Genomic DNA, 24,151 nt, shown 5'->3' with positions numbered 1-24,151 from the left:
ATGGCGTTAGATTGATTCTAACCGGAACGCGAACTGTGCGGCGGCAGCCGCAAACGGCCAGAGGAGACAGCGATGGATGATAAGACCAAGTGCCCGTTCACGGGCAGCACCGGCAGGCGCAACCGCGACTGGTGGCCCAGCACGCTGGACATCTCGGTTCTCCACCGGAACTCCGCCTTGTCCGACCCGATGGGCAAGGCGTTCGACTACGCCAAGGAGTTCAAGACCCTCGACCTTGATGCAGTGATCAAGGACCTGCATGCCCTGATGACGAACTCGCAGGAATGGTGGCCGGCCGACTTCGGCCACTACGGCGGTCTCATGATCCGCATGGCCTGGCACAGCGCAGGCACCTACCGCATCACCGACGGCCGCGGCGGCGCCGGTGCGGGCCAGCAGCGCTTCGCCCCACTGAACTCCTGGCCGGATAATGCGAACCTCGACAAGGCGCGCCGGCTGCTGTGGCCGATCAAGCAGAAGTACGGCCGGAAGATCTCCTGGGCCGACCTGATGGTCCTTGCCGGCAACGTTGCGCTCGAGTCGATGGATTTCAAGACATTCGGATTCGCCGGCGGTCGCACCGACGTCTGGGAGCCTGAAGAGCTCTTCTGGGGTCCTGAAGGCACGTGGCTGGGCGACGAGCGCTACAGCGGCGAGCGCCAGCTTGCCGAGCCGCTGGGCGCGGTGCAGATGGGCCTGATCTACGTCAATCCGGAAGGTCCGAACGGCAATCCGGACCCGATCGCGGCGGCCAGGGATATCCGCGAGACGTTCTTCCGCATGGCGATGAACGACGAGGAGACTGTCGCGCTGATCGCCGGCGGTCACTCCTTCGGCAAGACGCACGGCGCGGGCGATCCGTCGCTGATCGGTCCGGAGCCGGAAGGCTCGGATCTCGAGGACCAGGGCCTCGGTTGGAAGAGCAAGCACGGCACCGGCGTCGGCGCCGACGCGATCACCGGCGGTCCGGAAGTCACCTGGACGCAGACGCCGACCAAGTGGAGCAATCTTTTCTTCAAGAACCTGTTCGAGAACGAATGGGAGCTGACGAAGAGCCCCGCCGGCGCCCAGCAGTGGAAAGCGAAGGGTGCCGCAGCCTCGATCCCCGACGCCTTCGACAAGTCGAAGAAGCATGTACCCACCATGCTGACCACCGACCTCTCGCTGCGATTCGATCCGGCCTACGAGAAAATCTCGCGGCGCTTCTACGAGAATCCGGACCAGTTCGCGGATGCCTTCGCCCGTGCCTGGTTCAAGCTCACGCATCGCGACATGGGCCCGATTGTTCGCTACCTCGGTCCGCTCGTGCCGAAGGAGACGCTGATCTGGCAGGATCCGATTCCCGCCGTCGATCATCCGCTCATCGACGACAAGGACGTCGCGGCTCTGAAGACGAAGATCCTCGGCTCGGGACTGTCCGTGTCCGAGCTCGTCTCGACGGCCTGGGCCTCGGCGTCGACGTTCCGCGGCTCCGACAAGCGCGGTGGCGCGAACGGCGCGCGCATTCGCCTCGCGCCACAGAAGGATTGGGAGGTCAACCAGCCGAAGCAACTCGCGACGGTGCTTGCCAAGCTTGAAGCGATCCAGAAGGAATTCAACGCTTCAGCCAAGGGCGGCAAGAAGGTCTCGCTCGCCGACCTGATCGTTCTCGGTGGCGGTGCCGCTGTGGAGAAGGCCGCGCAGGCCGCAGGCATTGACGTGACGGTGCCGTTTGCACCGGGACGCACGGATGCGTCGCAGGATCAGACCGACGTCCAGTCCTTCGCTCCGCTCGAACCGCGTGCTGACGGCTTCCGCAACTACATCAGCGGCAAGCACCAGTTCATGCAGCCTGAGGAGGCCCTGGTCGACCGGGCCCAACTGCTGACGCTGACGGGACCGGAGATGACGGCTCTTGTCGGGGGTCTGCGCGTGCTGGGGGCCAATGCGGGTCAATCCAAGCACGGTGCCTTCACCAAGAAGTCCGAGGCGCTGACGAACGACTTCTTCGTCAATCTGCTCGACATGAGCACCTATTGGCAGGCCGTTCCGGGCTCCGAAGGTCTGTACGAGGGACGCGATCGAAAGACGGATGCCGGCAAATGGACCGGCACCCGCGTCGACCTGATCTTCGGTTCGCACTCGCAGCTCCGCGCGTTCGCCGAGGTCTATGCATGCGCCGATTCGAAGGACAAGTTTGCGAAGGACTTCGTGGCGGCGTGGACCAAGGTCATGAACCTGGACCGCTTCGACCACGCTTGAGGCATTCGCCCACTCGCTCACGCTCACTTGGAGCTCAGCCCCCAAGTGAGCCGTGAGGGGTGGCGCCTGCTCCCGAAAAAAATCAAGGCGGCGTTCCAGAAAACCTGGAACGCCGCCTTTTTTTATCCCCGCGGGGCAAAGCCGGGCCGCGCCCGGCGAAGCCAGGTCAGACTGGCTGCCGGTCACCTACGACGGCCGCGTCCTGCGTCTCGCTGAGCCAGCGGTAGATGATGCCGCCAAGCACGCCGCCGATCAGCGGCGCAACCCAGAACAGCCAGAGCTGGCTGATCGCCCATCCGCCGACAAACAGCGCCGGGCCTGTGCTGCGCGCGGGATTGACCGACGTGTTGGTGACCGGGATGCTGACCAGATGGATCAAGACAAGCGCAAGCCCGATCGCCAGCGGCGCAAAGCCTGCCGGCGCGCTGCCGTGGGTAGCGCCCATGATGATGAAGAGGAACATCATCGTCATCACGATTTCCATCAGGAGGCACGCGAGAAGGCTGTACTGGCCCGGTGAATGCTCACCATAGCCATTCGAAGCAAAGCCCTTGGCCACATCGAACCCGGCGGCTCCGCTCGCAATCACATAGAGTAGCGCGGCGGCGACAACCGCACCTACCACCTGCGCAATGACATAGGGCAGGATCTGTCCGGTCGGGAAACGACCGCCGGCGGCCAGGCCCACAGTTACCGCGGGATTGAGGTGGCAACCGGAAATATGGCCAATCGCATAAGCCATCGTCACGACGCTCAATCCGAATGCCAGTGACACGCCGACGAGCCCGATGCCGACTTGCGGAAACGCCGCGGCGATGACGGCGCTGCCGCATCCCGCAAATGTCAACCAGAACGTACCGATCGCTTCGGCCACATATTTTTTTGCATTCATGTCGCAGTCTCCCGGATCGTAAGTTTTCAAGAAGCAAATCAAGATGAAAAGGATGCGACGCTTTCTGCCGTCACCTACGCTGACATTGGCCGTGCCGCATTGCGAAAGCACCAGAATCGGAATGTTGTCATTTTCGTGTACTTTGCCGAGCCTGGGCGGCAGGTCAACTTCCGCCTCGTAATCCACAGGAAAATTTCCATGCAGGGCATGAAGATTCGAAAGGTGGAGGCGCAGGAGTACGACGAGGTCGCACGCGTCTGGATGGAGAGCTGGGCCTCGGTCGGCCTTGAGCCGGCGAGCGACCAACTTCTTGCCGAGCTGCGCGCGCACATCGACAGGGAGATCGCGAACGGCTGGAGCCTCTACGTCGCCGACGACGCCGGGCAGATCGCCGCGATGCTCGCCTTGCGGCTGCGCGACGGCTATCTCGACCAGCTTTTCGTTGCTCCAGCCTATCACGGCCGTGGCGTCGGCAAGATGCTGCTGCAATTCACGCGCAAGAACCTGCCCGATGAGATCTGGCTCCGCTGTGCGAGCAAGAATTCGAAAGCCTGGCACTGGTATGAGCGCGAGGGCTTCGTTCTGGAAAAGGAAGAGCCGCATCCCGTGCACGGCCTGATGATGCGCTACTATCGCTGGAAGAAGGGACTGAACCAATGATGAAGCTGTACTGGGCGCCTCGCACGCGATCATTCACGACGGTCTGGATGATGGAGGAGACCGGCGAACCCTACGAGCGGGTACTTGTCGACACCTCAGCGGGCGCACAGAAGGCGCCCGAGTATCTCGCCATCAATCCGATGGGCAAAGTCCCGGCCCTGCAGGACGGCGAAGCGACGATGGCCGAAGCCGCTGCGATCTGCGCCTATGTGGCTGATCGCTACCCGCAGGCGAAGCTGGCACCGCCGCTCGGCGACCCGCGCCGCGCGAAGTATCTCTACTGGTTGTTCTTTGCACCGAGCTGCATCGAACCGGCGATCATCCAGATCTTCACCAAACTCGAGGTGCCGTCGAGCACCGCGGGATGGGGCGACGCGACACAGGTGTTCGACGTACTGGACAAGGCGCTCGAAAAGGGCCCCTGGCTATTGGGCGACACCTTCACCGCCTGCGATGTCGTGATCGGCTCCAGCCTGAATTATGCGGTCCGCCTGTTCAAGATGGTGCCGGCACGACCGTCATTCGATCGCTACATCGACCGCTGCGAGCAGCGCCCCGCCTTCCAGCGCACCACAGCGCTCGCGAACGGGTGAGCGGCAGAATCTCGAAAGCACCAAGCGCTGTAGCCCGCATGAGCGAAGCGATATGCGGGGGTGGCCTCGCAGACTGCTGATGCTGTCCCGCATATCGCTGCGCTCATGCGGGCTACTCCTCTACAACTTTCTACTCCTCCGCGTCGCGCCGGTCCGGACTTTCGACGGCGGCTTCGGCCTCGTCGATCGCTTTCAGCGCTTCCGCGCGCGGCATCGAGATGATGTTGTAGCCGGAATCGACGAAGTGGATGTCGCCGGTGACGCCGGTCGACAGGTCCGACAGCAGGTAAAGCGCGGCATTGCCCACCTCATCGATGGTCACCGTGCGCCGCAGCGGCGTATGTCGCTTCTGAAACGCGAACATGTAGCGCGCATCGGAAATCCCGGCGCCGGCGAGCGTGCGCACGGGCCCGGCCGAGATCGCATTGACGCGGATGCCGCGCGGCCCGAAATCGTTGGCGAGATAGCGCACCGAAGCTTCGAGTGCCGCCTTCGCGACCCCCATGACATTGTAGTTCGGCATCACCCGCGTCGAGCCGCCATAGGTCAGCGTCAACAGCGCGCCCCCGTGCGCGGGCATCAGGTCGGCCGCACGCTTTGCAACCTCGGTGAACGAGAAGCACGAGATCACCATGGTGCGGGAAAAATTCTGACGCGTGGTGTCGGCGTAGCGCCCCTTCAGCTCGTTGCGATCGGAGAAGCCGATCGCGTGCACGAGGAAATCGATCGTGCCCCAGGCGCGCTTCAACTGCTCGAACACCTCATCGACGGAAGCGATATCCTCCACGTCGCAGGGAAGAACGAGGCGGCTGCCAACCGACTGCGCCAGCGGCCTGACGCGCCTGCCAAGTGCTTCGCCCTGATAGGTGAAAGCGACCTCGGCACCGTGCGCGGCGAGCGCCTTCGCAATTCCCCAGGCAATCGAATGATCATTGGCGACCCCCATGATCAGTCCGCGCTTGCCCTGCATCAGTTTCGTCATTCAGATAGATCTCTTAGGAGATGCCGCGAACTCGTTGCGCAGCTGCTCGTCGAACATGCTTTTTCTGCTACTCGTGTCGAAGCTGTTGTCTTCGCATCACAACTGCCGAATCCCTCACCCTAACCCTCTCCCCAAGGAGAGGGAACAGGCCGAGAGCGTGGCCACCCTCGCGCTAGATCTTAAGCGCCGGGAGTAAGATTGATCGTCAGCCAATCACGTTTCACGCTTCGAGCCGCTTGAACACCAGCGTGGCGTTGGTGCCGCCGAAGCCGAAAGAATTCGACAACACCGCGCCGATCTTCGCGTTGTCGACGCGCTTGCGCACGATGGGCATATCGGCGAACTCTGGGTCGAGCTCCTCTATATGCGCGCTTTCGCAGATGAAGCCGTTGTTCATCATCAACAGCGAATAGATCGCCTCCTGCACGCCGGTGGCGCCAAGCGAGTGGCCCGTCAGCGACTTCGTCGCCGAAATCGGCGGACACTTGTTCTCGTTGCCGAAGATGTTACGGATGGCCTTGATCTCCGGCGGATCGCCGGCCGGCGTCGAGGTCGCATGCGGATTGATGTAGTCGATCGGTGCCTTCACCGTGGACAGCGCCATCTTCATGCAGCGCTCGGCGCCCTCGCCGGACGGCGCCACCATGTCGTAGCCGTCCGACGTCGCACCGTAGCCGACAACCTCGCCATAGATGCGCGCGCCGCGCGCCTTCGCATGCTCGAGCTCTTCCAGCACCAGCACGCCCGCACCGCCGGCAATGACGAAGCCGTCGCGATTGACGTCGTAGGCGCGCGAAGCCGTGGCTGGCGCATCATTATACTTCGAGGACATGGCGCCCATGGCGTCGAACAGCACCGACATGGTCCAGTCGAGGTCTTCGCAGCCGCCAGCGAAGATGATGTCCTGCTTACCGACCTGAATGGTTTCGTAGGCGTTGCCGATACAGTGGTTCGAAGTCGCGCATGCCGACGAGATCGAATAGTTCACGCCCTTGATCTTGAACCAGGTGGCAAGCGTTGCCGACGCGGTGGACGACATCGCCTTCGGCACGGCGAACGGACCGACCCGTTTCGGTCCCTTGGTGCGGGTGATGTCGGCGGCTTCGACGATGGCACGGGCCGATGGACCGCCGGATCCCATGATGATGCCGGTGCGCTCGTTGGAGATGTCCTTCTCCTCGAGAGCGGCGTCGCGGATCGCCTGCTCCATTGCCACGTGATTCCAGGCCGCGCCCTCGCCCAGAAAGCGCATCGCCCGCCGGTCGACGACGTCTGCGGGATTCAGGGTTGGCTCGCCGAACACCTGTGAGCGAAAGCCGAGCTTCGCGTACTCCTCGGAACGCGTGATGCCGGATTTCGCTTCATAAAGGCTGCCGAGAACTTCCTGCGTGTTGTTGCCGATCGATGAGACGATGCCCATCCCGGTGACGACAACCCGTTTCATGCTCGCCTCGCCATGATCGTTGGACTAATGCTCGTTTGCATTCATGCAAACGACCGGTCACGACTGCGCCGCAGCCTCTTGCCGAATGAGCGCCACCCGCAAATCGCTTGCGCGATAGATAATCTCGCCATCGGCGGAAAGCCACCCGTCGGCAATGCCGAGCACAAGTTTCGAGCGCATCACCCGCTTGAAGTCGACGTTGTAGACGATCTTGCGGACATTCGGCAGAACCTGGCCCGCAAGCTTCAGTTCGCCAAGACCCAGCGCGCGGCCACGTCCCGGCGAGCCCAGCCAGCCTAAGAAGAATCCGACCATCTGCCAGAGCGCGTCGAGGCCGAGGCAGCCCGGCATCACCGGATCGCCCTTGAAGTGACACCCGAAAAACCACAGTTCCGGCTTCACATCGAGCTCGGCGCGGATGAAACCCTTGCCGAACTCGCCGCCCGCTTCCGAAATCTCGCTGATCCGGTCGAACATCAACATTGGCGGCAGCGGCAGCTGGGCATTGCCAGGACCGAATAACTCGCCACGGCCACAGGCCAGCAAGTCTTCGTACTCGTAGCTGGTGCGCCGCTTCGTCATCTCGTCCATTCCCGTTGCCGGCCCCGCCGGCCGAATTGACGGGTCTCTAACATAAAGGCCGCAAGGCGGGCAAAACCGGAAGCGGCCATTCGCTGAGGACATGGGGCTACCGGCGCGCTGGTCTGGCGCTCGTATCCGGACGACCCCAAACCCTCAGCGGGAACGCCAAATCCAAAAAGCGTCCTAGCTTCAGAGAGTTGCCAGCGTCGCCCCTGGCCTTGGCGTTCACAGGCGAAGTCGCCGCAAAATGGCGCCCGCAACGCCAGCATTAACCACCCCAGTTGCGAAATACTTGCATCTATCCCCTTGAGTTTCTATAGTGAAAACGAAAAATGAACCAAATTGAAGGGCGGGGTCTGCCCCGCAGCCAGTGTCGCATGAGTGAACAAGTCGCCCCCCGGAAGAGCGATGAGGACACCATCAGCCAAGGCCGCGCGCCCTTGCTGACTGGATGTCCGTGGCATGACGTCAACGAGATGCTCCAGTCGGTGGGCCTGCGGCCGACCCGGCAGCGGATGGCACTCGGCTGGCTGTTGTTCGGCAAGGGTGAACGTCACCTCACAGCGGAAATGCTTTACGAGGAAGCGACGCTCGCGAAGGTGCCGGTGTCGCTCGCGACGGTCTACAACACGCTCAATCAGCTCACCGAGGCGGGCCTGCTGCGGCAGGTGAGCGTCGACGGCACCAAGACCTACTTCGATACCAACGTCACCGCACACCATCATTTCTATATCGAAGGCAAGCACGAGCTGGTCGATATTCCGAACTCGAATCTCGTCGTGCAGAACATGCCGGAAGCGCCGGAAGGCTACGAAATCAGCCGCATCGACATGGTTGTGCGCCTGCGCAAGAAGCGCTGATCGATCGTCACGTTTTGCGCCCAGCATGCCCGCCCTTGGCGGGCATTTTGTTTTAAGGATCGACATTTCGGACGCCGTCCTCACAGGACGACAGTCCTCCGCATCGCTATCTCGCGCTCATCCCGCCAGAATCCGGACTTTGCCCTAGTCGATCTTCTCGTCGGGATAGACGCCCCACAACCGCTGCTGCTCGATCCATCCGTCGAAGCCCGGGCCCGAGATACGGCACCAGCCGCCTGAACAACGCCGGACCGTCGCGAGGACGCCGGCTTCAAGGCGTGCCGCGACCGCACTCGTCGGGTCGGCGCTGTCGTAGAGCGACGTCAGGTCGTCCTTTGTCTTGGACATGACGACGGCGGTCCGTCGGCCGGACAGCAACGAGTGATAGACCCAGCCCTCGGAGCCCTCCGAATCGCGAATGCGGCGCCAGTTCTCGAACTCGGCAGTGATTTCGACCGGCAGGCTGGAGCGGGTATAGATCCAGCTCACCTCGTTGTCCTTGGTCGGACCGACGCGCACGTTTACATGGTCTGATTTCAGGCTGACAAAGCGCGGCACCGGCAGGCCGCTGGTGATCGGGTTGGAGTCCTTTGCCGAAATCTCGCCGGTAGGCGCGATCAGACTGGTTCCGGCCAGAATGGCAGCGGCGAAGGTGCGGACGAGACGCATCGATGACTGACCCCCGAAAGCCTGAGCGACTGCCTCGCTCAAGCCCTGTTTGATACGGGCCGGCTTCTTGTCTTGGCCCGGCCTTCTGCTAGAGAGGGCTCAAAGCTTGTTGAGATAACCGGCCGCCGATTGCGGTGAAGTCCGCAGTTTCAATCAGGCGGGTTAATGAGGTCTGAACAATCCTGCAGATCGCCCTGACGCGCTGAACGAAAATGGCCCGATCAAGGTTTTGAGAAGCTAGACATGTCGGTTCGCAAGAAACCTCTCGTCGTCGTCACGCGGAAGCTTCCCGACACCATCGAAACGCGGATGCGCGAACTGTTCGATGCCCGGCTGAACCTCGACGACAAACCAATGTCGCCGCAGCATCTCGCCGAGGCCATGCGCGTGGCGGACGTGCTCGTGCCGACCGTGACCGACGAGATCAACGACGCGATCATCAATCAGCCCGAGGTAAAGGTGAAGTTGATCGCGCACTTCGGAAATGGCGTCGACAACATCGACGTGGAAGCGGCGCACAAGCGCGGCATCATGGTCACCAACACGCCCAAAGTCCTGACCGAGGACACCGCCGACATGACCATGGCGTTGATCCTGGCCGTGCCGCGCCGGCTGATCGAGGGGGCCGCGGTGCTGACCGAGGGCAAGGACTGGCAGGGCTGGTCGCCCATGTGGATGCTCGGTCACCGCATCGGTGGCAAGCGGCTCGGCATCATCGGCATGGGGCGGATCGGCCAGGCGGTGGCGCGACGCGCGCACGCGTTCGGGCTGCAGATCCACTATCACAACCGCAAACCGGTCGCGCCGAGCATCGAGGAAGAACTGGCGGCCACCTACTGGGAGAGCCTCGACCAGATGCTGGCGCGGATGGACATCATTTCGGTGAACTGTCCGCACACGCCGGCGACGTTCCACCTGCTCTCTGCGCGGCGGCTGAAGCTCCTGAAGAAGGATGCCTACATCGTCAACACCGCGCGCGGGGAGGTGATCGACGAGGCGATGCTGACCAAGCTGATCGAAAGCGGCGACATCGCCGGCGCCGGCCTCGACGTCTACGAGCACGAGCCCGCGGTCAGTCCGAAACTGCTGCGGCTTGCGAAGATCGGCAAAGTAACGTTGCTGCCTCACATGGGTTCTGCCACGATCGAGGGCCGCGTCGAGATGGGCGAGAAGGTGATGATCAACATCCGCACCTTCCTTGACGGGCATAAGCCGCCGGATCGGGTGCTGCCGGGGATGGGATGATATCGCGACCCTCCCCGCCCACTTGTAGCGGTGAGGGTGAAGACCAACGGAGGCAACGGCATGAACGGCGACCTGGAAGGTGGATGCACCTGCCGGCAGGTGCGCTACAGACTCAGCGGCATGCCGTTGATCGTTCATGCATGCCATTGCCGGTGGTGCCAGCGCGAAACCGGGACGGCGTTCGCGCTCAACGCTCTTTACGAGGCCGAGCGCGTCGAACACACCGCGGGCGAGCCTGAGATCATCGTCACGCCGTCGGCGAGCGGCAAGGGTCAGAGGATCGCGCGCTGCCCCAACTGCCGTGTCGCCATCTGGAGCAATTACCCCGGCGCCGGTCCCGCTGCCCGCTTCGTCCGGGTCGGCAGCCTCGACGAGCCGGATCGTCTGCCGCCGGACGTTCACATCTTCGCAGCATCGAAGCAGCCTTGGGTCGTGCTGCCGCCCGGCGCACGGGTCTTCAGTGAATTCTACGACATGAACAAGGAATGGTCGCCGGAGAGCCTCGAACGGCGGCGTCAGATGCGCGAGCGAGCAAAGGCGGCCGCGAAGCCGTAAAGATCGCGCCGGTCAACGATGGCTGCTCAGATCCCGGATCGTGACGCTGTCGCCGTTCAACGGATTTGACGGATCGCGCGCGTAGTTCAGCGTTTCGAAGCGCATCGACCTTGCGTCGATCATCAACAGCCGCCCGACCAGCGACTCGCCGAAGCCGACGATGTCACGAATAACCTCCAGCGCCATCATCGAACCGAGGACGCCTGCAAGCGCGCCGAGCACGCCCGCCTCCGCGCAGGTTGGCACCGTCCCTGCCGGTGGCGGTTCCGGGAAAAGACAGCGATAGGTCGGATTGGCTTCGCCTTTGGCGTTGCGGTCGTGGGCGCGGATCGTCGTCAGCGAGGCGTCGAATACGCCAAGCGCGCCGGTGACGAGGGTCCGTTTCGCCAGATAGCATGCGTCCGACACCAAGTAGCGCGTCGCGAAATTGTCGGAGCCGTCGGCAATGACATCATAGTCACCGACAAGGCCCAGAGCGTTGCCTGCATCGAGCCGCACATTATGGGTGCGCACGGCGACATGCGGATTGATCGCTGCGATCCGCTCGCGTGCGCTGTCGGTCTTCGGACGACCGATATCACAGGTCGAATGGATGACCTGACGCTGCAGGTTTGACAGCGACACGGTATCGTCATCGATGACACCGAGCGTGCCGACGCCAGCCGCGGCGAGATACATCAGCGCCGGCGCACCGAGCCCGCCGGCGCCGATCACCAGAACCCGCGCCGCCTTCAGCTTCGCCTGGCCGGGACCACCGACCTCGCGCATGACAATGTGGCGGGCATAGCGCTCGAGTTCTTCCGGATTGAGCATCGGCAGGATTCCCTCGGTCTCTCTAGCAAACATCTATGATTGTTCGCTGCGAATGGCGAGTGGCGAATCGCGCGTAGTAAGCAGAGCAGTACTCCGTCCTTGCGACCCGGCTTCGCCCTTCGGGCTACGTCGGGCAAGACCCACGCCGTCATTGCGAGCCATAGCCGTTCGAAGAACGGCGTCGCTTCGCTTCGCCTATGGCGAAGCAATCCAGTCTGAGCCTGCCGCAACCGCCGCGCTGGATTGCTTCGTCGCTCCGCTCCTCGCAATGACGAAGGAAGCGATGCGCACAGGATATTCACAAAGAATTCGCTTTTTCAGAAATTGTTCTTGTGGCTCTCCGTGCGCCGGCTATCATCTGCCTGTCCCGCTCCAATGGAGGGGCGCGTCGCGGTCGTCTTATCGATGCGGAGCGGGATGCGGTGGCCGTTACGATGCCGGGCCTTGGAAAGCGCCGGAGAAATCCGTGTGATGCCCGAAGGCAATCAAGACGCCGGTACGACGGACGGACGGTCCAAGTGCATGTCCGGGCGACAGTTCGCACGAACCGGGCGAAGCCAGCGAAAGTGGCGAGGCCTGGGGGCATGCAGCAAGCCGTGAAAAGAACCATCGCGTGCGGAGCGCAGGCGTTGAGCCTCCTCCGTGGCATGCCGTGTGCCCAAAAGGCATGCGGTTGCCGTGTGCTTCCCAAAGGCACACGGCTGCCATGTGCTTGCCAAGAGCACATGGCGCCGCGGGCGCGGTGAAACGCCCTTGCGTTCCGCACAGCCCTTTCGGGCAAGGGACGGCACAAGACGGCCGGCAAGCCTCAGGCCGGACAAGAACAGGGGGCGACGATGCACGCCTGTAGCCCGCATGAGCGAAAGCGATATGCGGGGCCGACTCTGCGAACGTCTCACCCGGATGTCGCTTCGCTCATCCGGGCTACAGGTCACAGGCTGTTTGACAATTGAATACGCGCAATGTCGAACATTCGACTTGCAAGACTGACCGACATCACCGCTGGCACTTCGGACACCAGAACGTGGAGCGGCCGCCTTGCGTGAAGCGTCGGATGGTGCCGCCGCATTTCGGCGTGGGGCATTTCTGCTTGTCGCGGTCGTAGACGCGAAACGAGTGCTGGAAGTAACCGAGCTCGCCATTGGTGCGGCGATGATCGCGCAGCGACGACCCGCCGGCCGCGATCGCGGCGTTGAGAACGTCGTGAATCGCGCCGACCAGCCGTTTCGCATGATCCGACGGTGCGCCGCTGCGCAGGGCCAGTGTCGCCGCGGCACGTTTCGGCGACAGGCGCGCACGATGCAGCGCTTCGCAGACATAGATATTGCCGAGCCCTGCGACCACGCGCTGATCGAGCAGCACGGCCTTCAGGTTCGTCTTCTTGGCCGCGCAGGCCCGCGCCAGCAATGCCGCATCGAACTCGTTGCCGAGCGGCTCCGGGCCAAGGCCCTTCAGGAACGGCTCCTGCTCCATCTCCGTCCGCCGCACCACCTTCATGTAGCCGAAGCGCCGCGGATCGTTGAACGACACGATCGCTCCGCTCGCCATGTGAAAGATGACGTGATCGTGCAGCCGCTCGTCGCTGCGGGCATGATGAAACACACCCGGCGTGTGGTTGTGGGCGCCCTCGCTGACCCGGAACGATCCCGACATGCCGAGATGCATCAGCAGCACATCGCCGGAGGCGAGGTCGGCCAGGATGTACTTTGCCCGGCGGCCAAGCCCGACCACGGTCTGCCCATCGAGCCGCGCCAGGAAATCCTTCTGCAGGGGAAATCGCAGATCGCCGCGGCGCGCTTCCACGCGGGCGATCTGCGTTCCTTCCATCACCGGCTGCAGTCCGCGCCGGACCGTTTCGACTTCGGGGAGTTCGGGCATCGCGCTGACGTAGCACGAAAGCGCGCGCGTGCGTCACGCCATCACCGATTCGTCACGTCGGATTCACTGAAAAGGATCGTGTTCATGGAGCGTTGTTTACGAAACAGGCCGCGGGGTTAACCAATCCGGCTGGCGGCGACTTTGGCCAGTTTTGCGGCCGCCGCGCGTTGTAGCGCGAGGCGTCACGGCAGGCTATGGTCGGCCCGTTTTGGAGAGAGTGGAATGGCTCAAGAGCGATCGAACACCGCGCATTTCGGCTTTCGCGATGTGCCGCTCGGCGACAAGCAGGCGATGGTGGACGACGTGTTCCGCAGCGTCGCGCGCCGCTACGACCTGATGAATGACCTGATGTCCGGCGGGCTGCATCGCGCCTGGAAGGCGGCGATGATTTCCAAGCTCAATCCGCCGCGCGACCCGCGCGCATTCGTCCTGCTCGACCTGGCAGGCGGCACGGGCGACATCGCTTTTCGCGCGGCAAAGGCCGGCGGGACAGGCTTTCGGGCGATCGTCTGCGACATCAATGCGGACATGCTGGGCGTCGGTCGCGAGCGGGCCGCCAAGAAGCATCTCGACGACCGCGTCAGCTTCGTCGAGGGTAACGCCGAGAGCTTGAGCTTCGCTGACAAGAGCTTCGACGCCTGCACGATCGCCTTCGGCATTCGCAACGTGCCGCGGATCGACGCCGCGCTGCGTGAGATTCATCGCGTGCTCAAGCCCGGCGGCCGCTTCCTCTGTCTTGAATTCTCGAACGTCGACATGCCGGGCCTGGACCGGCTCTACGAACTCTATTCGTTCAAAGTTATCCCCGAGCTCGGTCGCATGGTGACCGGCGACGCCGAATCCTATCGCTACCTTGTAGAATCGATCCGCAAGTTTCCGCGGCCAGAGGCGTTTGCCACGATGATGCGCGAGGCCGGATTTGCGCGCACGACATGGGACGTCATGAGCGGCGGCATCGTCGCGCTGCATTCGGGCTGGCGTTTGTGATCACTTCGCTGATTCATCTCGCCCGGCTGACGCGCGCGGGCTACGTGTTCGCACGCGCCGGCGTATTCGGCATTGTCGATCCGATTGCCCTTCCACCGGCGGCGCGATTCGCCCTCCGGCTCGGCCGCCTGATCGAGGCACCGCAGACTGACAAGTCGATCGGACGCATCTCAGCAGCCGTGCGCCATCTCGGTCCAAGCTATGCGAAGCTCGGGCAATTCCTTGCGACCCGCCCGGACGTGGTCGGCATGCGGCTGGCGCGTGAACTGGAAAGCCTGCAGGACCGGATGCCGCCGTTCTCGCAAAAAGAGGCGGAAGCCGCCGTGGTCGCCGCGTTCGAGCGTCCACTGGCGCAGAGTTATGCGAGCTTCGGCCCCGCCGTCGCAGCCGCATCGATCGCGCAGGTGCATCGGGCGGAGATCGAGACGGGCGGCGTTCGCCGCGTCGTCGCGGTCAAGGTGCTGCGGCCGAACGTGGCGCACAGCTTCAAGGTCGATCTCGACGCACTGATGTTCGCCGCACGGCATATGGAGGCGCTATCGGCCGATGCACGCCGGCTGCGGCTGACCGAAATCGTCCGCACGCTCACCCGCTCCGTCGCCATGGAAATGGATCTGCGGCTGGAGGCCGCCGCGCTGTCGGAGATGGCCGAGAACACCCGTGACGATCCGGACTTCCATGTGCCGGCTGTCGAGTGGAACTACACCGCCCACGACGTGCTGACGCTGGAGTGGATCGACGGCATCCCGCTGAACGACCGCGCGCGGCTGGAAGCTTCGCACGTCGACATGCCCGATCTCGGCCGCAAGATCATCCAGGGCTTCCTGCGCCATGCGCTGCGCGACGGCTTCTTCCATGCCGACATGCACCCGGGCAACCTGTTCGTCGACAATGCCGGCCGGCTGGTCGCGGTGGATTTCGGCATCATGGGCCGCCTCGGCGTGCAGGAGCGGCGCTTTCTCGCCGAGATTCTCTACGGCTTCATCACCCGAAATTATCAGCGCGTGGCGGAAGTGCATTTCGAGGCGGGCTACGTCCCGCCGCACCATTCGGTCGCGAACTTCGCCCAGGCGATCCGGGCGATCGGCGAGCCGATCCACAATCGCACCGCCCAGGAAATTTCCATGGCGAAGCTGCTGACGCTGCTGTTCGAGGTCACTGCACTGTTCGACATGCAGACCCGCCCCGAGCTGCTCTTGCTGCAGAAGACCATGGTGGTGGTCGAAGGCGTCGCACGCAGCTTTGATCCGAAGCTCGATATCTGGGCCACCTCGGAGCCGGTGGTGCGCGAATGGATCGAGCGCAACATGGGTCCGATCGGTCGAATTGAAGGCGCCGTCGGCGGTGCCGGCGAACTCGGCAAGATCGTCGCCGGCCTGCCGGCCGTTGCCGCGCGCAGCGTGGCGCTGCTCGAGCGTTTCGAGACCATCACCCGCAATGGGCTGCTGCTGGCGCCCGAGGCGATCGAGACCATCGGGCGCGTCAAGAGCTGGCGAAGCCGCTGGCACACCGCCGGAATCTGGGCGATTGCTATCGCCCTGTTTGCCGCGGTTTGGATGCTCCGATGATTGCATTGCAATCGCCGCAGTGATATCATTGCAATCATTACAGCAGCCCCGCGATGTCGCCCCATGGCCAGCCTGACCATCCGCAAGCTCGATGAAACACTGAAGGCGCAGCTCCGGCTGCGCGCGGCCCGCAACGGCCGCTCGGTCGAGGATGAGGTTCGCTTCATCCTGCGTGACGCGGCTTCGGACCGGCCGACACCGCCCGCCGCAACAGACGGAGCACCGCACCGAGCCCGGCGCGCGGCATCCGCCGCCCGGCAAGTTACGCTCATCATCGGCGGCGGCATCGCCGCCTACAAGGCGCTGGACCTGATCCGCCGCCTGAAAGACCGGCACATGCATGTGCGCTGCGTGCTGACCCGCGCCGCGCAGCAGTTCGTCACGCCGCTTGCGGCAAGCGCGCTCGCCGACGAGCGCTGCTACACCGACCTGTTCGATCCCCAGAGCGAATTCGACGCCGGGCACATCCGCCTGGCGCGCGATTGCGACCTGATCGTCGTGGCGCCGGCGACGGCCGACCTGATGGCGAAAATGGCGAACGGCCACGCCGACGATCTCGCGACCGCGATCCTGCTCGCGACCGATAGGCCGCTGCTGCTGGCGCCGGCGATGAATCCGCTGATGTGGGCGAACGCCGCCACGCGTCGCAATGTCGCGATACTCGCCGAACGCGGCGTGCACTTCGTCGGCCCAAATTCGGGGGCAATGGCCGAGGCGGGCGAAGCCGGCGTCGGCCGCATGTCCGAACCAGCGGAGATCGCGGCTACCGCCGAACAACTGCTCGAACCGGAGACGACTGGCCCGCTGCGCAATGCAACGCTGCTCGTCACCGCGGGACCGACGCATGAGGCAATCGATCCGGTGCGCTACATCGCCAACCGCTCGTCGGGCAAGCAGGGCTACGCCATCGCTGCTGCCGCCGCCGCCGCCGGTGCGAAGGTCCGGCTGATTTCGGGCCCGGTCGATCTCCCCGACCCTGCCGGCGTCGATGTGACGCGCGTTGAGTCCGCGCGCGACATGCTGGCGCAGGTTCAGGCTGCGCTGCCAGTCGATTGCGCGATCTTCGCGGCCGCCGTCGCGGACTGGCGCGTGGCCGACACGGGCGCGCAGAAGATCAAGAAGCAGGCGGGCGCGACGCCATCTTTGACGCTGGTGGAGAATCCAGACCTGCTGGCGACGGTCGCCAGACTCGCCAGCGGGCGCCCGCGCCTCGTCATAGGCTTCGCCGCGGAGACCGAGAACCTGATCGCGAATGCGCAGGCGAAGCTGCAACGCAAGGGATGCGACTGGATTGTCGCCAACGACGTGTCGCCGGAGGGCGGCGTGATGGGCGGCGACCGCAACACCGTCCACATCGTCACCCGCGATAACGTCGAGTCCTGGCCAGCGATGGACAAGGACGACGTCGCGACTGCGCTCGTTGCCCGCGTCGCTACCGCACTGACGGAGACTTGAGGCATGAGCGACGTGACTGTTGAAATCAGCCGCTTGCCGCACGGCGAGGGCCTTGCGTTGCCGGCCTATCAGACCGAACACGCTGCCGGCCTCGACCTCGTCGCGGCGGTTGCCGAGCAGTCGCCGCTGACGCTTGCGCCTGGGACCCGTGTGCTGGTGCCGACCGGACTGACGATCGCCTTGCCCGTCGGCTTCGAAGGCCAGGTTCGTCCCCGCTCGGGGCTCGCGCTAAATCACGGCATCACGGTGTTGAATGCACCTGGCACGATCGATGCCGACTATCGGGGCGAGGTCTGCGTCATTCTGATCAACCACGGCAGCGAGCCGTTCGTCATCCGACGGGGCGAACGGATTGCGCAGCTTGTCATCGCCCCGGTTCGGCGTGCGCGGCTCTCCGTCGTCGCGAGGCTGAGCGAGACCTCGCGCAGCGGTGGTGGTTTTGGTTCGACTGGCCGTTGAAGTTCCATTCTGTTAGGGACAACCCGCGCCGACCCTCGACGCCGCGAACTCACCTTATTAGGTTACCGTCGCCAATGACGGCGAAGTATCGGTAACTCTTGAATGTCGTTTGTTCCTCAGCGTGGTGTCCTAGCCGTCCTTGCCGTCGTCGATGTCGCCCTCAATGCCTCCAACCGGCCGCTCTCCGCAAAATCGCTGGCCGCGCGTTACAATCTCGCGCCACGCTACCTGGAACCGATGCTGCAGATGCTGGTGCAGGTCGGCATCCTTAAAGGCATTCGCGGCCCTCGCGGCGGCTATCGGCTCGCCAGGCCTGCGTCCGAACTCACTGTCGACGACATCTTTCGCGCCGCGCTCGACGGTGCGGCCGATGCGCATCCGTTTCTCACCCAGAATCCCATCGTCGCCAAGGTCATCATCCCCAGCCTCGAAGAGGCAGAACGCGCGCTGGCGGGCGCGCTGAGCTCCGTCACCGTCGAGACGCTCGCTGCACGCGCCACAGCGATCGGCGTGCTGCACGCTTAAGGGCATCGTTCACGATCTGGACTCTTACCGGTCGAGTCCGGTTGGGGATATTCTGGATTGATTCGGTGCGCCGATGATCTGGGCAGTCGCGCGTCATCCGAAAATGTCCGCATTGCTGCACCATGTCGCGCCCGCCCGCTGCGGGCTCTTCAGAATGCAGGGACTGGGCGGAGCAAGTGTTGGGGTGCAAACCAATGGGGGGCATGATCCATGCGATGCGTCGGACGTTGTCGTCCTGCATCCGCCCCCGTCGCTATGCGCCGGCTCTGATCCTGGCACTTGGCGCCCGCCCGGCCAACGCACAGGATTTCGATCTGGGCCGCGTGCTGGCGTCGCTTGGCGATCTGGATCGGCAGGAATTCGTCGCGATCGCGCTGGTGCTGGCGATTCTTGGATTCTCCGTCGTCTCAGCGATCCTGTTGATGCGGACGCGCACGCGGGCGGCCGAGAACGAGCTTCGCCTGCGCTCCGAAATCCAGGCGCTGCAGGCCGAGAACGATCGCAGCAACGCGCTGCTGCTGAGTGAGCCGCAGGTGGTCGTGTCGTGGCGCGCAGGCGACGATCGGCCGCGCATCGCCGGCGACACCGCGCTGCTGGCCGTCGGTCCGGCCCACCGGCTGCTGGCCTTCGGCACGTGGCTCGCGCCGGAGCCGTCGGTGCGGCTGGAGCGGGCCGTCGAGGCGCTGCGCAACGACGCGGAGAGCTTCGCGCTGAACCTGACGACGGTCAGCGGCCGCGGCGTCGAGGCGGTCGGCCGCGTCGTCGGTGGACAGGCGATCGTGCGCTTCCGCGAGCTGAGCGGCCTGCGCCGCGATCTTGCGGAAATGACGCTGCGCTACAATGCACTGCTGGAGGAAACGGAAATCCTGCGCGGCTTCGCCACGGCGATCCCGGCCCCGGTCTGGGCCCGCCGCGCCAACGGCACGCTGGCTTTCGCCAACCCTGCCTACGCTGTCGCCACGGAAGCGACCTCCAGCGCCGACGCCATCAGCCGCAACCTTGACCTGCTCGACAGCCCGGACCGCAATGAAATGGCGCGCGTCTTGTCGGAACAGGCCGCGTTTGCAAAGCGGCTGCCGGTGGTGATCCGCGGCGAACGCAAGATGTTCGACGTCCAGGCCATCGCGCTGCGTTCGGGCAGCGCCGGCATCGCGATCGACGCCAGCGAGGCTGCGAGCCTGCGCGCGAGCCTGTCGCGGATGGCCGACGCACACCGGCGGACGCTCGATCAGCTGTCCTCCGCCGTGGCCGTGTTCGACGCGCGCCAGCGGCTGACATTCTACAATGATGCCTATCGCCGCCTCTGGAACCTCGACATCGGATTTCTCGACACGAGCCCGAGCGATTCGGCGATCCTGGACCAGCTCCGCGCATCGCGGAAGATTCCGGAACAGCAGGACTTCCGCCAATGGAAGGCGCGGCTGCATGAAGCCTACCGCGCCACGGAAGCCAGAACCGACGAGTGGCATCTGCCGGACGGACGGACGCTGCGCGTGATTTCGACGCCCAATCCCGAAGGCGGCGTCACCTACCTGTTCGATGACGCAACCGAGAGCCTCGACCTATCGCGGCAGTTCGACGCCCTGATCCGCGTCCAGCGCGCGACCTTGGACAACCTCGCGGAAGCTGTCGCGGTGTTTGCCAGCAACGGCTGCGCGCGCCTGTTCAATCCGGCCTTCGCGCGCATGTGGCGGCTGTCGCCGGACGCCCTGGCGCAGCAGCCGCACATCAAGACGGTGCAGGAATGGTGCTGGCCGCTGTTCGACGACGCGCGCGCCTGGCAGGAACTTCGCGCAGCAATCACAGGCATCGACAACCGCAACTCAGTGGTGATGCAGATCGAGCGCAAGGATGGCAGCGTTCTGAACTGCATGACCATGCCGCTGCCCGACGGCGCCACATTGCTGACGTTCCAGGATGTCACCGATACGGTGAACGTCGAACGCGCGTTACGCGAACGCAACGAAGCGCTGGAAGCCGCCGACAAGATGAAGGTGAACTTCGTCCACCACGTCTCCTATGAGTTGCGCTCGCCGCTGACGACGATCATCGGCTTCGCGCACTTCCTCAGCGATCCGTCTACCGGACCGCTGACGTTGAAGCAAAGCGAGTACCTCTCCTACATCACCTCATCCACCAATGCGCTGCTGGCGATCATCAACAACATCCTGGACCTTGCCACTATCGATGCCGGGGCGATGTCACTCAACCTTGCACCCGTCGACGTACGCAAGGCGATCGAGCAGGCCACGGCCGGCGTGCAGGATCGACTCGTCACCGACAACATCCGTCTCGAAGTGAAAACCGCAGGCGCAAACACGCCGCTCATCGCCGATGAACGGCGTGTCGTCCAGGTTCTGTACAATCTGCTCGCCAATGCGGTCGGCTTTTCGCCGCGGGGCGGAACCGTGACCCTGACGGCCACACAGCACGGCGGCCGAACTTTCTTCGCTGTCACCGATCATGGCCCCGGCATTCCGCCCGAGAACCAGAGCAAGGTGTTCGACTGGTTCGAAGCCAACGCCAACGGATCGCGTCATCGCGGGGCGGGGCTGGGCCTGTCGCTGGTGCGTTCGTTCGTCGAGATGCACGGCGGCAGCGTTTTCATCGATTCCGCCGTCGGCCGCGGCACAACCGTCACCTGCGAGTTCCCGACAGAGCCGCCGGTGCGCAGCGCAGCCGAATGACCGCGGCCTGGTCCTTCAGCACTGATCTTGCCGACGAGGCTGCGACCGCCGGCCTGATGGCCGACCTCGGCCTGTTGATCGGCGCGCGCGACGTCATCACGCTTTCCGGCGACCTCGGTGCGGGCAAGACCACGGCGGCGCGCGCGCTGATCCGCTATCTCGCCGATGACCCGGGGCTGGAAGTGCCGAGCCCGACATTCACGCTGGCGCAGAGTTACGATCTCGCGCCGCCGGTGCTGCATGTCGATCTGTATCGCGTCAATGACCCCGGCGAGCTCGACGAGCTGGGCCTTGCGCCGTTTCCCGACGACATCCTCGTGCTGGTCGAATGGCCTGATCGCGCAGGCGAGCTGCTCCCCGCCGACCGCATCGACATCGCATTCAGCCAACGGCCGAACGGCGCCAGCGATACGCGGACGGCGATCATAACCGGTCATGGTACGGCGCAAGCGACCGTCCGCCGACTGGCCAGCCTGCGCGCCTTTCTCGAAAAGTCCGGTGCGATGCAGACGACACGCAAGCGCATGGCCGGCGACGCGTCGACACGTTCCTATGCGCGGCTTGTGTTCAACGGGCACTCGACGATCCTGATGAACTCGCCGCCGAAATCAGATCCGCACCTGATCTACGGCGGCAAGTCCTACCTCACGGCCGTGCATCTTGCCGAAGACATCGTTCCCTTCGTCGCCATCGACAAGGAGCTGCACGCGCGCGGCCTCTCGGTCCCTGTCATCTATCAGACAGACCTTGAGGACGGATTCCTGATCAGCGAGGACCTAGGCTGCGAAGGCGTGCTGGCCGGCACGCCGCCGGCGCCGATCGAAGAACGCTATCAGGCTGCAGCCGACGTGCTGGTCGCGTTGCACAGGAGCCCGTTGCCGACCGAACTGCCGGTCGAAAACCGGCGCTCCTACACCGTCCCCGCCTTCGATGCCGATGCCATGCTGATCGAGGTGAGCCTGCTGCTCGACTGGTATCTGCCGGACCGCGGCGTCCAGGTCACGCCCGCAATGCGCGAGGAATTTGTCTTGCTGTGGCGGCGGCTGTTGCAGCAGGCGCTTGCGGTGCCCGCCACATGGGTCATTCGCGACTTTCATTCTCCGAACCTGATCTGGTTGGCCGACCGCCAGGGCATGGCCCGCGTCGGCGTGATCGATTTTCAGGACGCGGTGCTCGGGCCGCCGGCATACGATGTCGTGTCGCTGGCGCAGGACGCGCGGGTCGATGTGTCCGAGCCGCTCGAGATTGGCCTCGTCTCCCGCTATGTGCGCGGCCGAAAAGACGACGATCCATCGTTCGATACCGCCGCCTTCGCCGAATCCTATGCAATGATGTCGGTGCAGCGGAATACGCGGTTGCTCGGGGTCTTTTCGCGGCTCAACCGGCGCGACGGCAAACCGCACTACCTGCGGCATCGGCCGCGCATCTGGGCCTATCTGAACCGCGCGCTCAAGCATCCGTCGCTTGCCGGTCCCCGCGCATGGTTTGCGAACCGCGTGCCGCCGCCTGCTTAACCGGCTGTTAGCGGCGATGCGAATAATCTCGCGCTGGATTTGCAAAGGCGTGGGAGCAGGAGATGGCCTCGGAACGGCGGAAGGGAGAGCGCGTCAGTTTCGAGCGCGGGATCAACGCGCACATGATGGGCATCGACGGCACTTGGCGGCGCAACTGCATCATGGAAGAGATCTCCGAGACCGGCGCACGGCTCACTGTCGAAGGTTCGGTCGAGGGACTGAACCTGAAGGAGTTCTTCCTGCTGCTGTCGTCGACCGGCCTCGCCTATCGCCGCTGTGAACTGGCCTGGGTCAATGGCGACCAGGTCGGCGCGACCTTCCTCAAACAGTCGGACAAGAAGAAGGGTCGCCGCTCGAACGGCGCCCAGACGGTTGATGCCTAATGCCGCCCGTCCAGCTCGATTGCGGCTGGAATGTCTGTCTTAGCATTGTAATGTTGGGCGACTATCCGGGCGCATTGATCCGGAAAGTGCCAATATGCAGCTTCATTTGAACGCGCGAGCCTTCGAGACGTCTTCTTCAATGCCGTTGAAACCGACGACCGCCATGGTGCTTGCCGCAGGATTTGGCCTGCGCATGCGGCCGATTACGAACACGATCCCGAAGCCGCTAGTGCAGGTCGCGGGCAAGACCCTGCTCGACCACGTGCTCGACAAGCTCGCCGGGGCGGGCGTCCAAAAGGCGGTGGTCAACGTGCACTATCTGCCCGACCAGATCATCCGCCACGTCTCGCAACGCCAGCGCCCTCGCATCGTCATCTCCGACGAGCGGAACGAGATCCTCGGCACCGGCGGCGGCGTGGTCAAGGCGCTGCCGCAGCTCGGATCCAGCCCCTTCTTCCACATGAATGCGGACACCATGTGGATCGACGGCGTGCGATCCAATCTCACGCGGCTCGCCGAAGCCTTCGATCCCGCCAGGATGGACATGCTGATGCTGATGGCGCCGACCGCGACGAGCATCGGCTATGACGGCCGCGGCGACTACACCATGTCGGCGGCCGGCACCCTGCACAAGCGCAACGAAAAGCAGATCGCGCCCTTCGTCTATGCCGGTGCCGCGATCGTCTCGCCGCAACTGTTTGCGTCGGCGCCGCAGGGCGAGTTCGGGCTGGCCCGGCTGTTTGACGCGGCCGAGGAAGCCGGCCGCCTGTTCGGGGTTCGGCTCGAAGGAACATGGATGCATGTCGGAACTCCCGACGCCATTGGTGAGGCCGAACGGGCCGTGCTTGAAAGCGCCGCCTAGTCTCCCGAATCCGAAGTTCGCCGTACTTTGCAGCGAGCTCAGAGCGAACTTCGGATTCGATCAGGACCCTAACAAGTTTATGATTCTAGTGTCGTTTATGGATCAGAAATTCGCACGATGGACTCGCGGCAACGATGGCGCGAATTTCTGATCCACGACACTAGTGCGGTGACTTGAAATTCCGACCCGGCCGCTCCGGGATACTGGATCCCCGCTTTCGCGGGGATGACGCCGAATGCGTGTCGTAGACCCGACAAACCTAATTTCATCATGCTTTAGGGCCTGAGCCTCCATCTT

At 63.9% G+C, this 24,151-nt stretch carries 22 protein-coding genes; 15 read left to right on the top strand and 7 right to left on the bottom strand.

What is annotated here, in order from left to right; translation table 11 throughout:
- The first annotated feature begins 72 nt into the window (after positions 1-72).
- On the top strand, positions 73-2,241 hold the full coding sequence (gene katG / locus RCO31_RS29830; protein WP_308971947.1) for a catalase/peroxidase HPI: 2,169 nt from the start codon (positions 73-75) through the stop codon (positions 2,239-2,241).
- A 166-nt stretch (positions 2,242-2,407) separates the two neighbouring features.
- On the opposite strand, the gene aqpZ is transcribed toward katG, so the two are convergent.
- Positions 2,408-3,133, bottom strand: coding sequence for an aquaporin Z (aqpZ, locus tag RCO31_RS29825; RefSeq protein ID WP_308971945.1), 726 nt, complete (start codon positions 3,131-3,133; stop codon positions 2,408-2,410).
- A 198-nt stretch (positions 3,134-3,331) separates the two neighbouring features.
- Between aqpZ and RCO31_RS29820 the strand changes: the two genes are divergently transcribed.
- Both RCO31_RS29820 and RCO31_RS29815 read left to right on the top strand, forming a co-directional pair.
- The gene (locus RCO31_RS29820; protein WP_308971943.1) at positions 3,332-3,793 is read left to right on the top strand and encodes a GNAT family N-acetyltransferase; all 462 of its coding nucleotides are present in this window, start codon (positions 3,332-3,334) and stop codon (positions 3,791-3,793) included.
- Positions 3,790-4,386: a glutathione S-transferase family protein gene (locus RCO31_RS29815; protein ID WP_308971942.1), complete on the top strand. Its 597-nt coding sequence runs from the start codon at positions 3,790-3,792 to the stop codon at positions 4,384-4,386. Before RCO31_RS29820 ends, RCO31_RS29815 begins: the two co-directional genes overlap by 4 nt.
- Before the next feature lie 130 nt (positions 4,387-4,516).
- Here RCO31_RS29815 and fabI read toward each other — a convergent pair whose 3' ends face one another.
- The 3 genes from fabI to fabA form a co-directional block, all read right to left on the bottom strand.
- Positions 4,517-5,368 (bottom strand): enoyl-ACP reductase FabI, encoded by an 852-nt coding sequence (gene fabI / locus RCO31_RS29810; protein WP_308971941.1) that lies wholly within the window; start codon positions 5,366-5,368, stop codon positions 4,517-4,519.
- A gap of 220 nt (positions 5,369-5,588) precedes the next feature.
- Entirely contained in the window at positions 5,589-6,812 is a 1,224-nt protein-coding gene (gene fabB / locus RCO31_RS29805) for a beta-ketoacyl-ACP synthase I (RefSeq protein WP_308971940.1), read from the bottom strand.
- A gap of 57 nt (positions 6,813-6,869) precedes the next feature.
- Entirely contained in the window at positions 6,870-7,394 is a 525-nt protein-coding gene (fabA, locus tag RCO31_RS29800; RefSeq protein WP_308971975.1) for a 3-hydroxyacyl-[acyl-carrier-protein] dehydratase FabA, read from the bottom strand.
- 377 nt (positions 7,395-7,771) lie between these two features.
- Between fabA and irrA the strand changes: the two genes are divergently transcribed.
- On the top strand, positions 7,772-8,254 hold the full coding sequence (irrA, locus tag RCO31_RS29795) for an iron response transcriptional regulator IrrA (protein ID WP_308971939.1): 483 nt from the start codon (positions 7,772-7,774) through the stop codon (positions 8,252-8,254).
- Positions 8,255-8,398: 144 nt separating this feature from the next.
- Here the strand turns inward: irrA and RCO31_RS29790 are convergent, their stop codons facing one another.
- The gene (locus RCO31_RS29790; protein ID WP_308971938.1) at positions 8,399-8,923 is read right to left on the bottom strand and encodes an SH3 domain-containing protein; all 525 of its coding nucleotides are present in this window, start codon (positions 8,921-8,923) and stop codon (positions 8,399-8,401) included.
- Positions 8,924-9,166: 243 nt separating this feature from the next.
- On the opposite strand from RCO31_RS29790, the gene RCO31_RS29785 reads away from it, so the two are divergent.
- Both RCO31_RS29785 and RCO31_RS29780 read left to right on the top strand, forming a co-directional pair.
- Complete coding sequence (locus RCO31_RS29785; RefSeq protein WP_308971936.1) at positions 9,167-10,168, top strand: D-glycerate dehydrogenase; 1,002 nt, start codon at positions 9,167-9,169, stop codon at positions 10,166-10,168.
- A gap of 60 nt (positions 10,169-10,228) precedes the next feature.
- Positions 10,229-10,723 carry a GFA family protein gene (locus RCO31_RS29780; RefSeq protein ID WP_308971935.1) on the top strand — a complete coding sequence of 165 codons (495 nt, stop codon included), beginning with the start codon at positions 10,229-10,231 and terminating at the stop codon, positions 10,721-10,723.
- A gap of 12 nt (positions 10,724-10,735) precedes the next feature.
- On the opposite strand, the gene RCO31_RS29775 is transcribed toward RCO31_RS29780, so the two are convergent.
- Both RCO31_RS29775 and mutM read right to left on the bottom strand, forming a co-directional pair.
- The gene (locus RCO31_RS29775) at positions 10,736-11,536 is read right to left on the bottom strand and encodes a molybdopterin-synthase adenylyltransferase MoeB (RefSeq protein WP_308971973.1); all 801 of its coding nucleotides are present in this window, start codon (positions 11,534-11,536) and stop codon (positions 10,736-10,738) included.
- Positions 11,537-12,532: 996 nt separating this feature from the next.
- Positions 12,533-13,414, bottom strand: coding sequence for a bifunctional DNA-formamidopyrimidine glycosylase/DNA-(apurinic or apyrimidinic site) lyase (gene mutM / locus RCO31_RS29770; protein ID WP_308971934.1), 882 nt, complete (start codon positions 13,412-13,414; stop codon positions 12,533-12,535).
- A gap of 222 nt (positions 13,415-13,636) precedes the next feature.
- Between mutM and ubiE the strand changes: the two genes are divergently transcribed.
- The 9 genes from ubiE to RCO31_RS29725 all read left to right on the top strand — a co-directional run bounded on the left by ubiE (position 13,637) and on the right by RCO31_RS29725 (position 23,854).
- On the top strand, positions 13,637-14,401 hold the full coding sequence (ubiE, locus tag RCO31_RS29765) for a bifunctional demethylmenaquinone methyltransferase/2-methoxy-6-polyprenyl-1,4-benzoquinol methylase UbiE (protein ID WP_308971933.1): 765 nt from the start codon (positions 13,637-13,639) through the stop codon (positions 14,399-14,401).
- A complete protein-coding gene (ubiB, locus tag RCO31_RS29760) occupies positions 14,398-15,969 on the top strand; it encodes a 2-polyprenylphenol 6-hydroxylase (RefSeq protein WP_308971932.1) in 1,572 nt (523 codons plus the stop codon). Before ubiE ends, ubiB begins: the two co-directional genes overlap by 4 nt.
- Before the next feature lie 63 nt (positions 15,970-16,032).
- A complete protein-coding gene (gene coaBC / locus RCO31_RS29755) occupies positions 16,033-17,424 on the top strand; it encodes a bifunctional phosphopantothenoylcysteine decarboxylase/phosphopantothenate--cysteine ligase CoaBC (RefSeq protein WP_308971931.1) in 1,392 nt (463 codons plus the stop codon).
- A 3-nt stretch (positions 17,425-17,427) separates the two neighbouring features.
- On the top strand, positions 17,428-17,883 hold the full coding sequence (gene dut / locus RCO31_RS29750; RefSeq protein ID WP_308971930.1) for a dUTP diphosphatase: 456 nt from the start codon (positions 17,428-17,430) through the stop codon (positions 17,881-17,883).
- 102 nt (positions 17,884-17,985) lie between these two features.
- Positions 17,986-18,408, top strand: a complete 423-nt coding sequence (locus RCO31_RS29745; protein WP_308971929.1) for an Rrf2 family transcriptional regulator — start codon at positions 17,986-17,988, stop codon at positions 18,406-18,408.
- 194 nt (positions 18,409-18,602) lie between these two features.
- Entirely contained in the window at positions 18,603-21,095 is a 2,493-nt protein-coding gene (locus RCO31_RS29740) for a PAS-domain containing protein (protein ID WP_308971928.1), read from the top strand.
- The gene (gene tsaE, locus RCO31_RS29735) at positions 21,092-22,609 is read left to right on the top strand and encodes a tRNA (adenosine(37)-N6)-threonylcarbamoyltransferase complex ATPase subunit type 1 TsaE (RefSeq protein ID WP_308971927.1); all 1,518 of its coding nucleotides are present in this window, start codon (positions 21,092-21,094) and stop codon (positions 22,607-22,609) included. The genes RCO31_RS29740 and tsaE overlap by 4 nt, the downstream gene beginning before the upstream one ends.
- Positions 22,610-22,671: 62 nt before the next feature.
- Entirely contained in the window at positions 22,672-22,992 is a 321-nt protein-coding gene (locus RCO31_RS29730) for a PilZ domain-containing protein (protein ID WP_308971926.1), read from the top strand.
- 139 nt (positions 22,993-23,131) lie between these two features.
- Positions 23,132-23,854, top strand: a complete 723-nt coding sequence (locus tag RCO31_RS29725; RefSeq protein ID WP_308971925.1) for a nucleotidyltransferase family protein — start codon at positions 23,132-23,134, stop codon at positions 23,852-23,854.
- Positions 23,855-24,151 lie beyond the last annotated feature (297 nt).

Origin of the sequence: Bradyrhizobium sp. LHD-71 (assembly GCF_031157255.1) — a bacterium.
Lineage (GTDB): Bacteria > Pseudomonadota > Alphaproteobacteria > Rhizobiales > Xanthobacteraceae > P52-10.
Note: the sequence above shows the minus strand (reverse complement) of the source record. Positions and strands in the feature narration are given on the sequence as shown.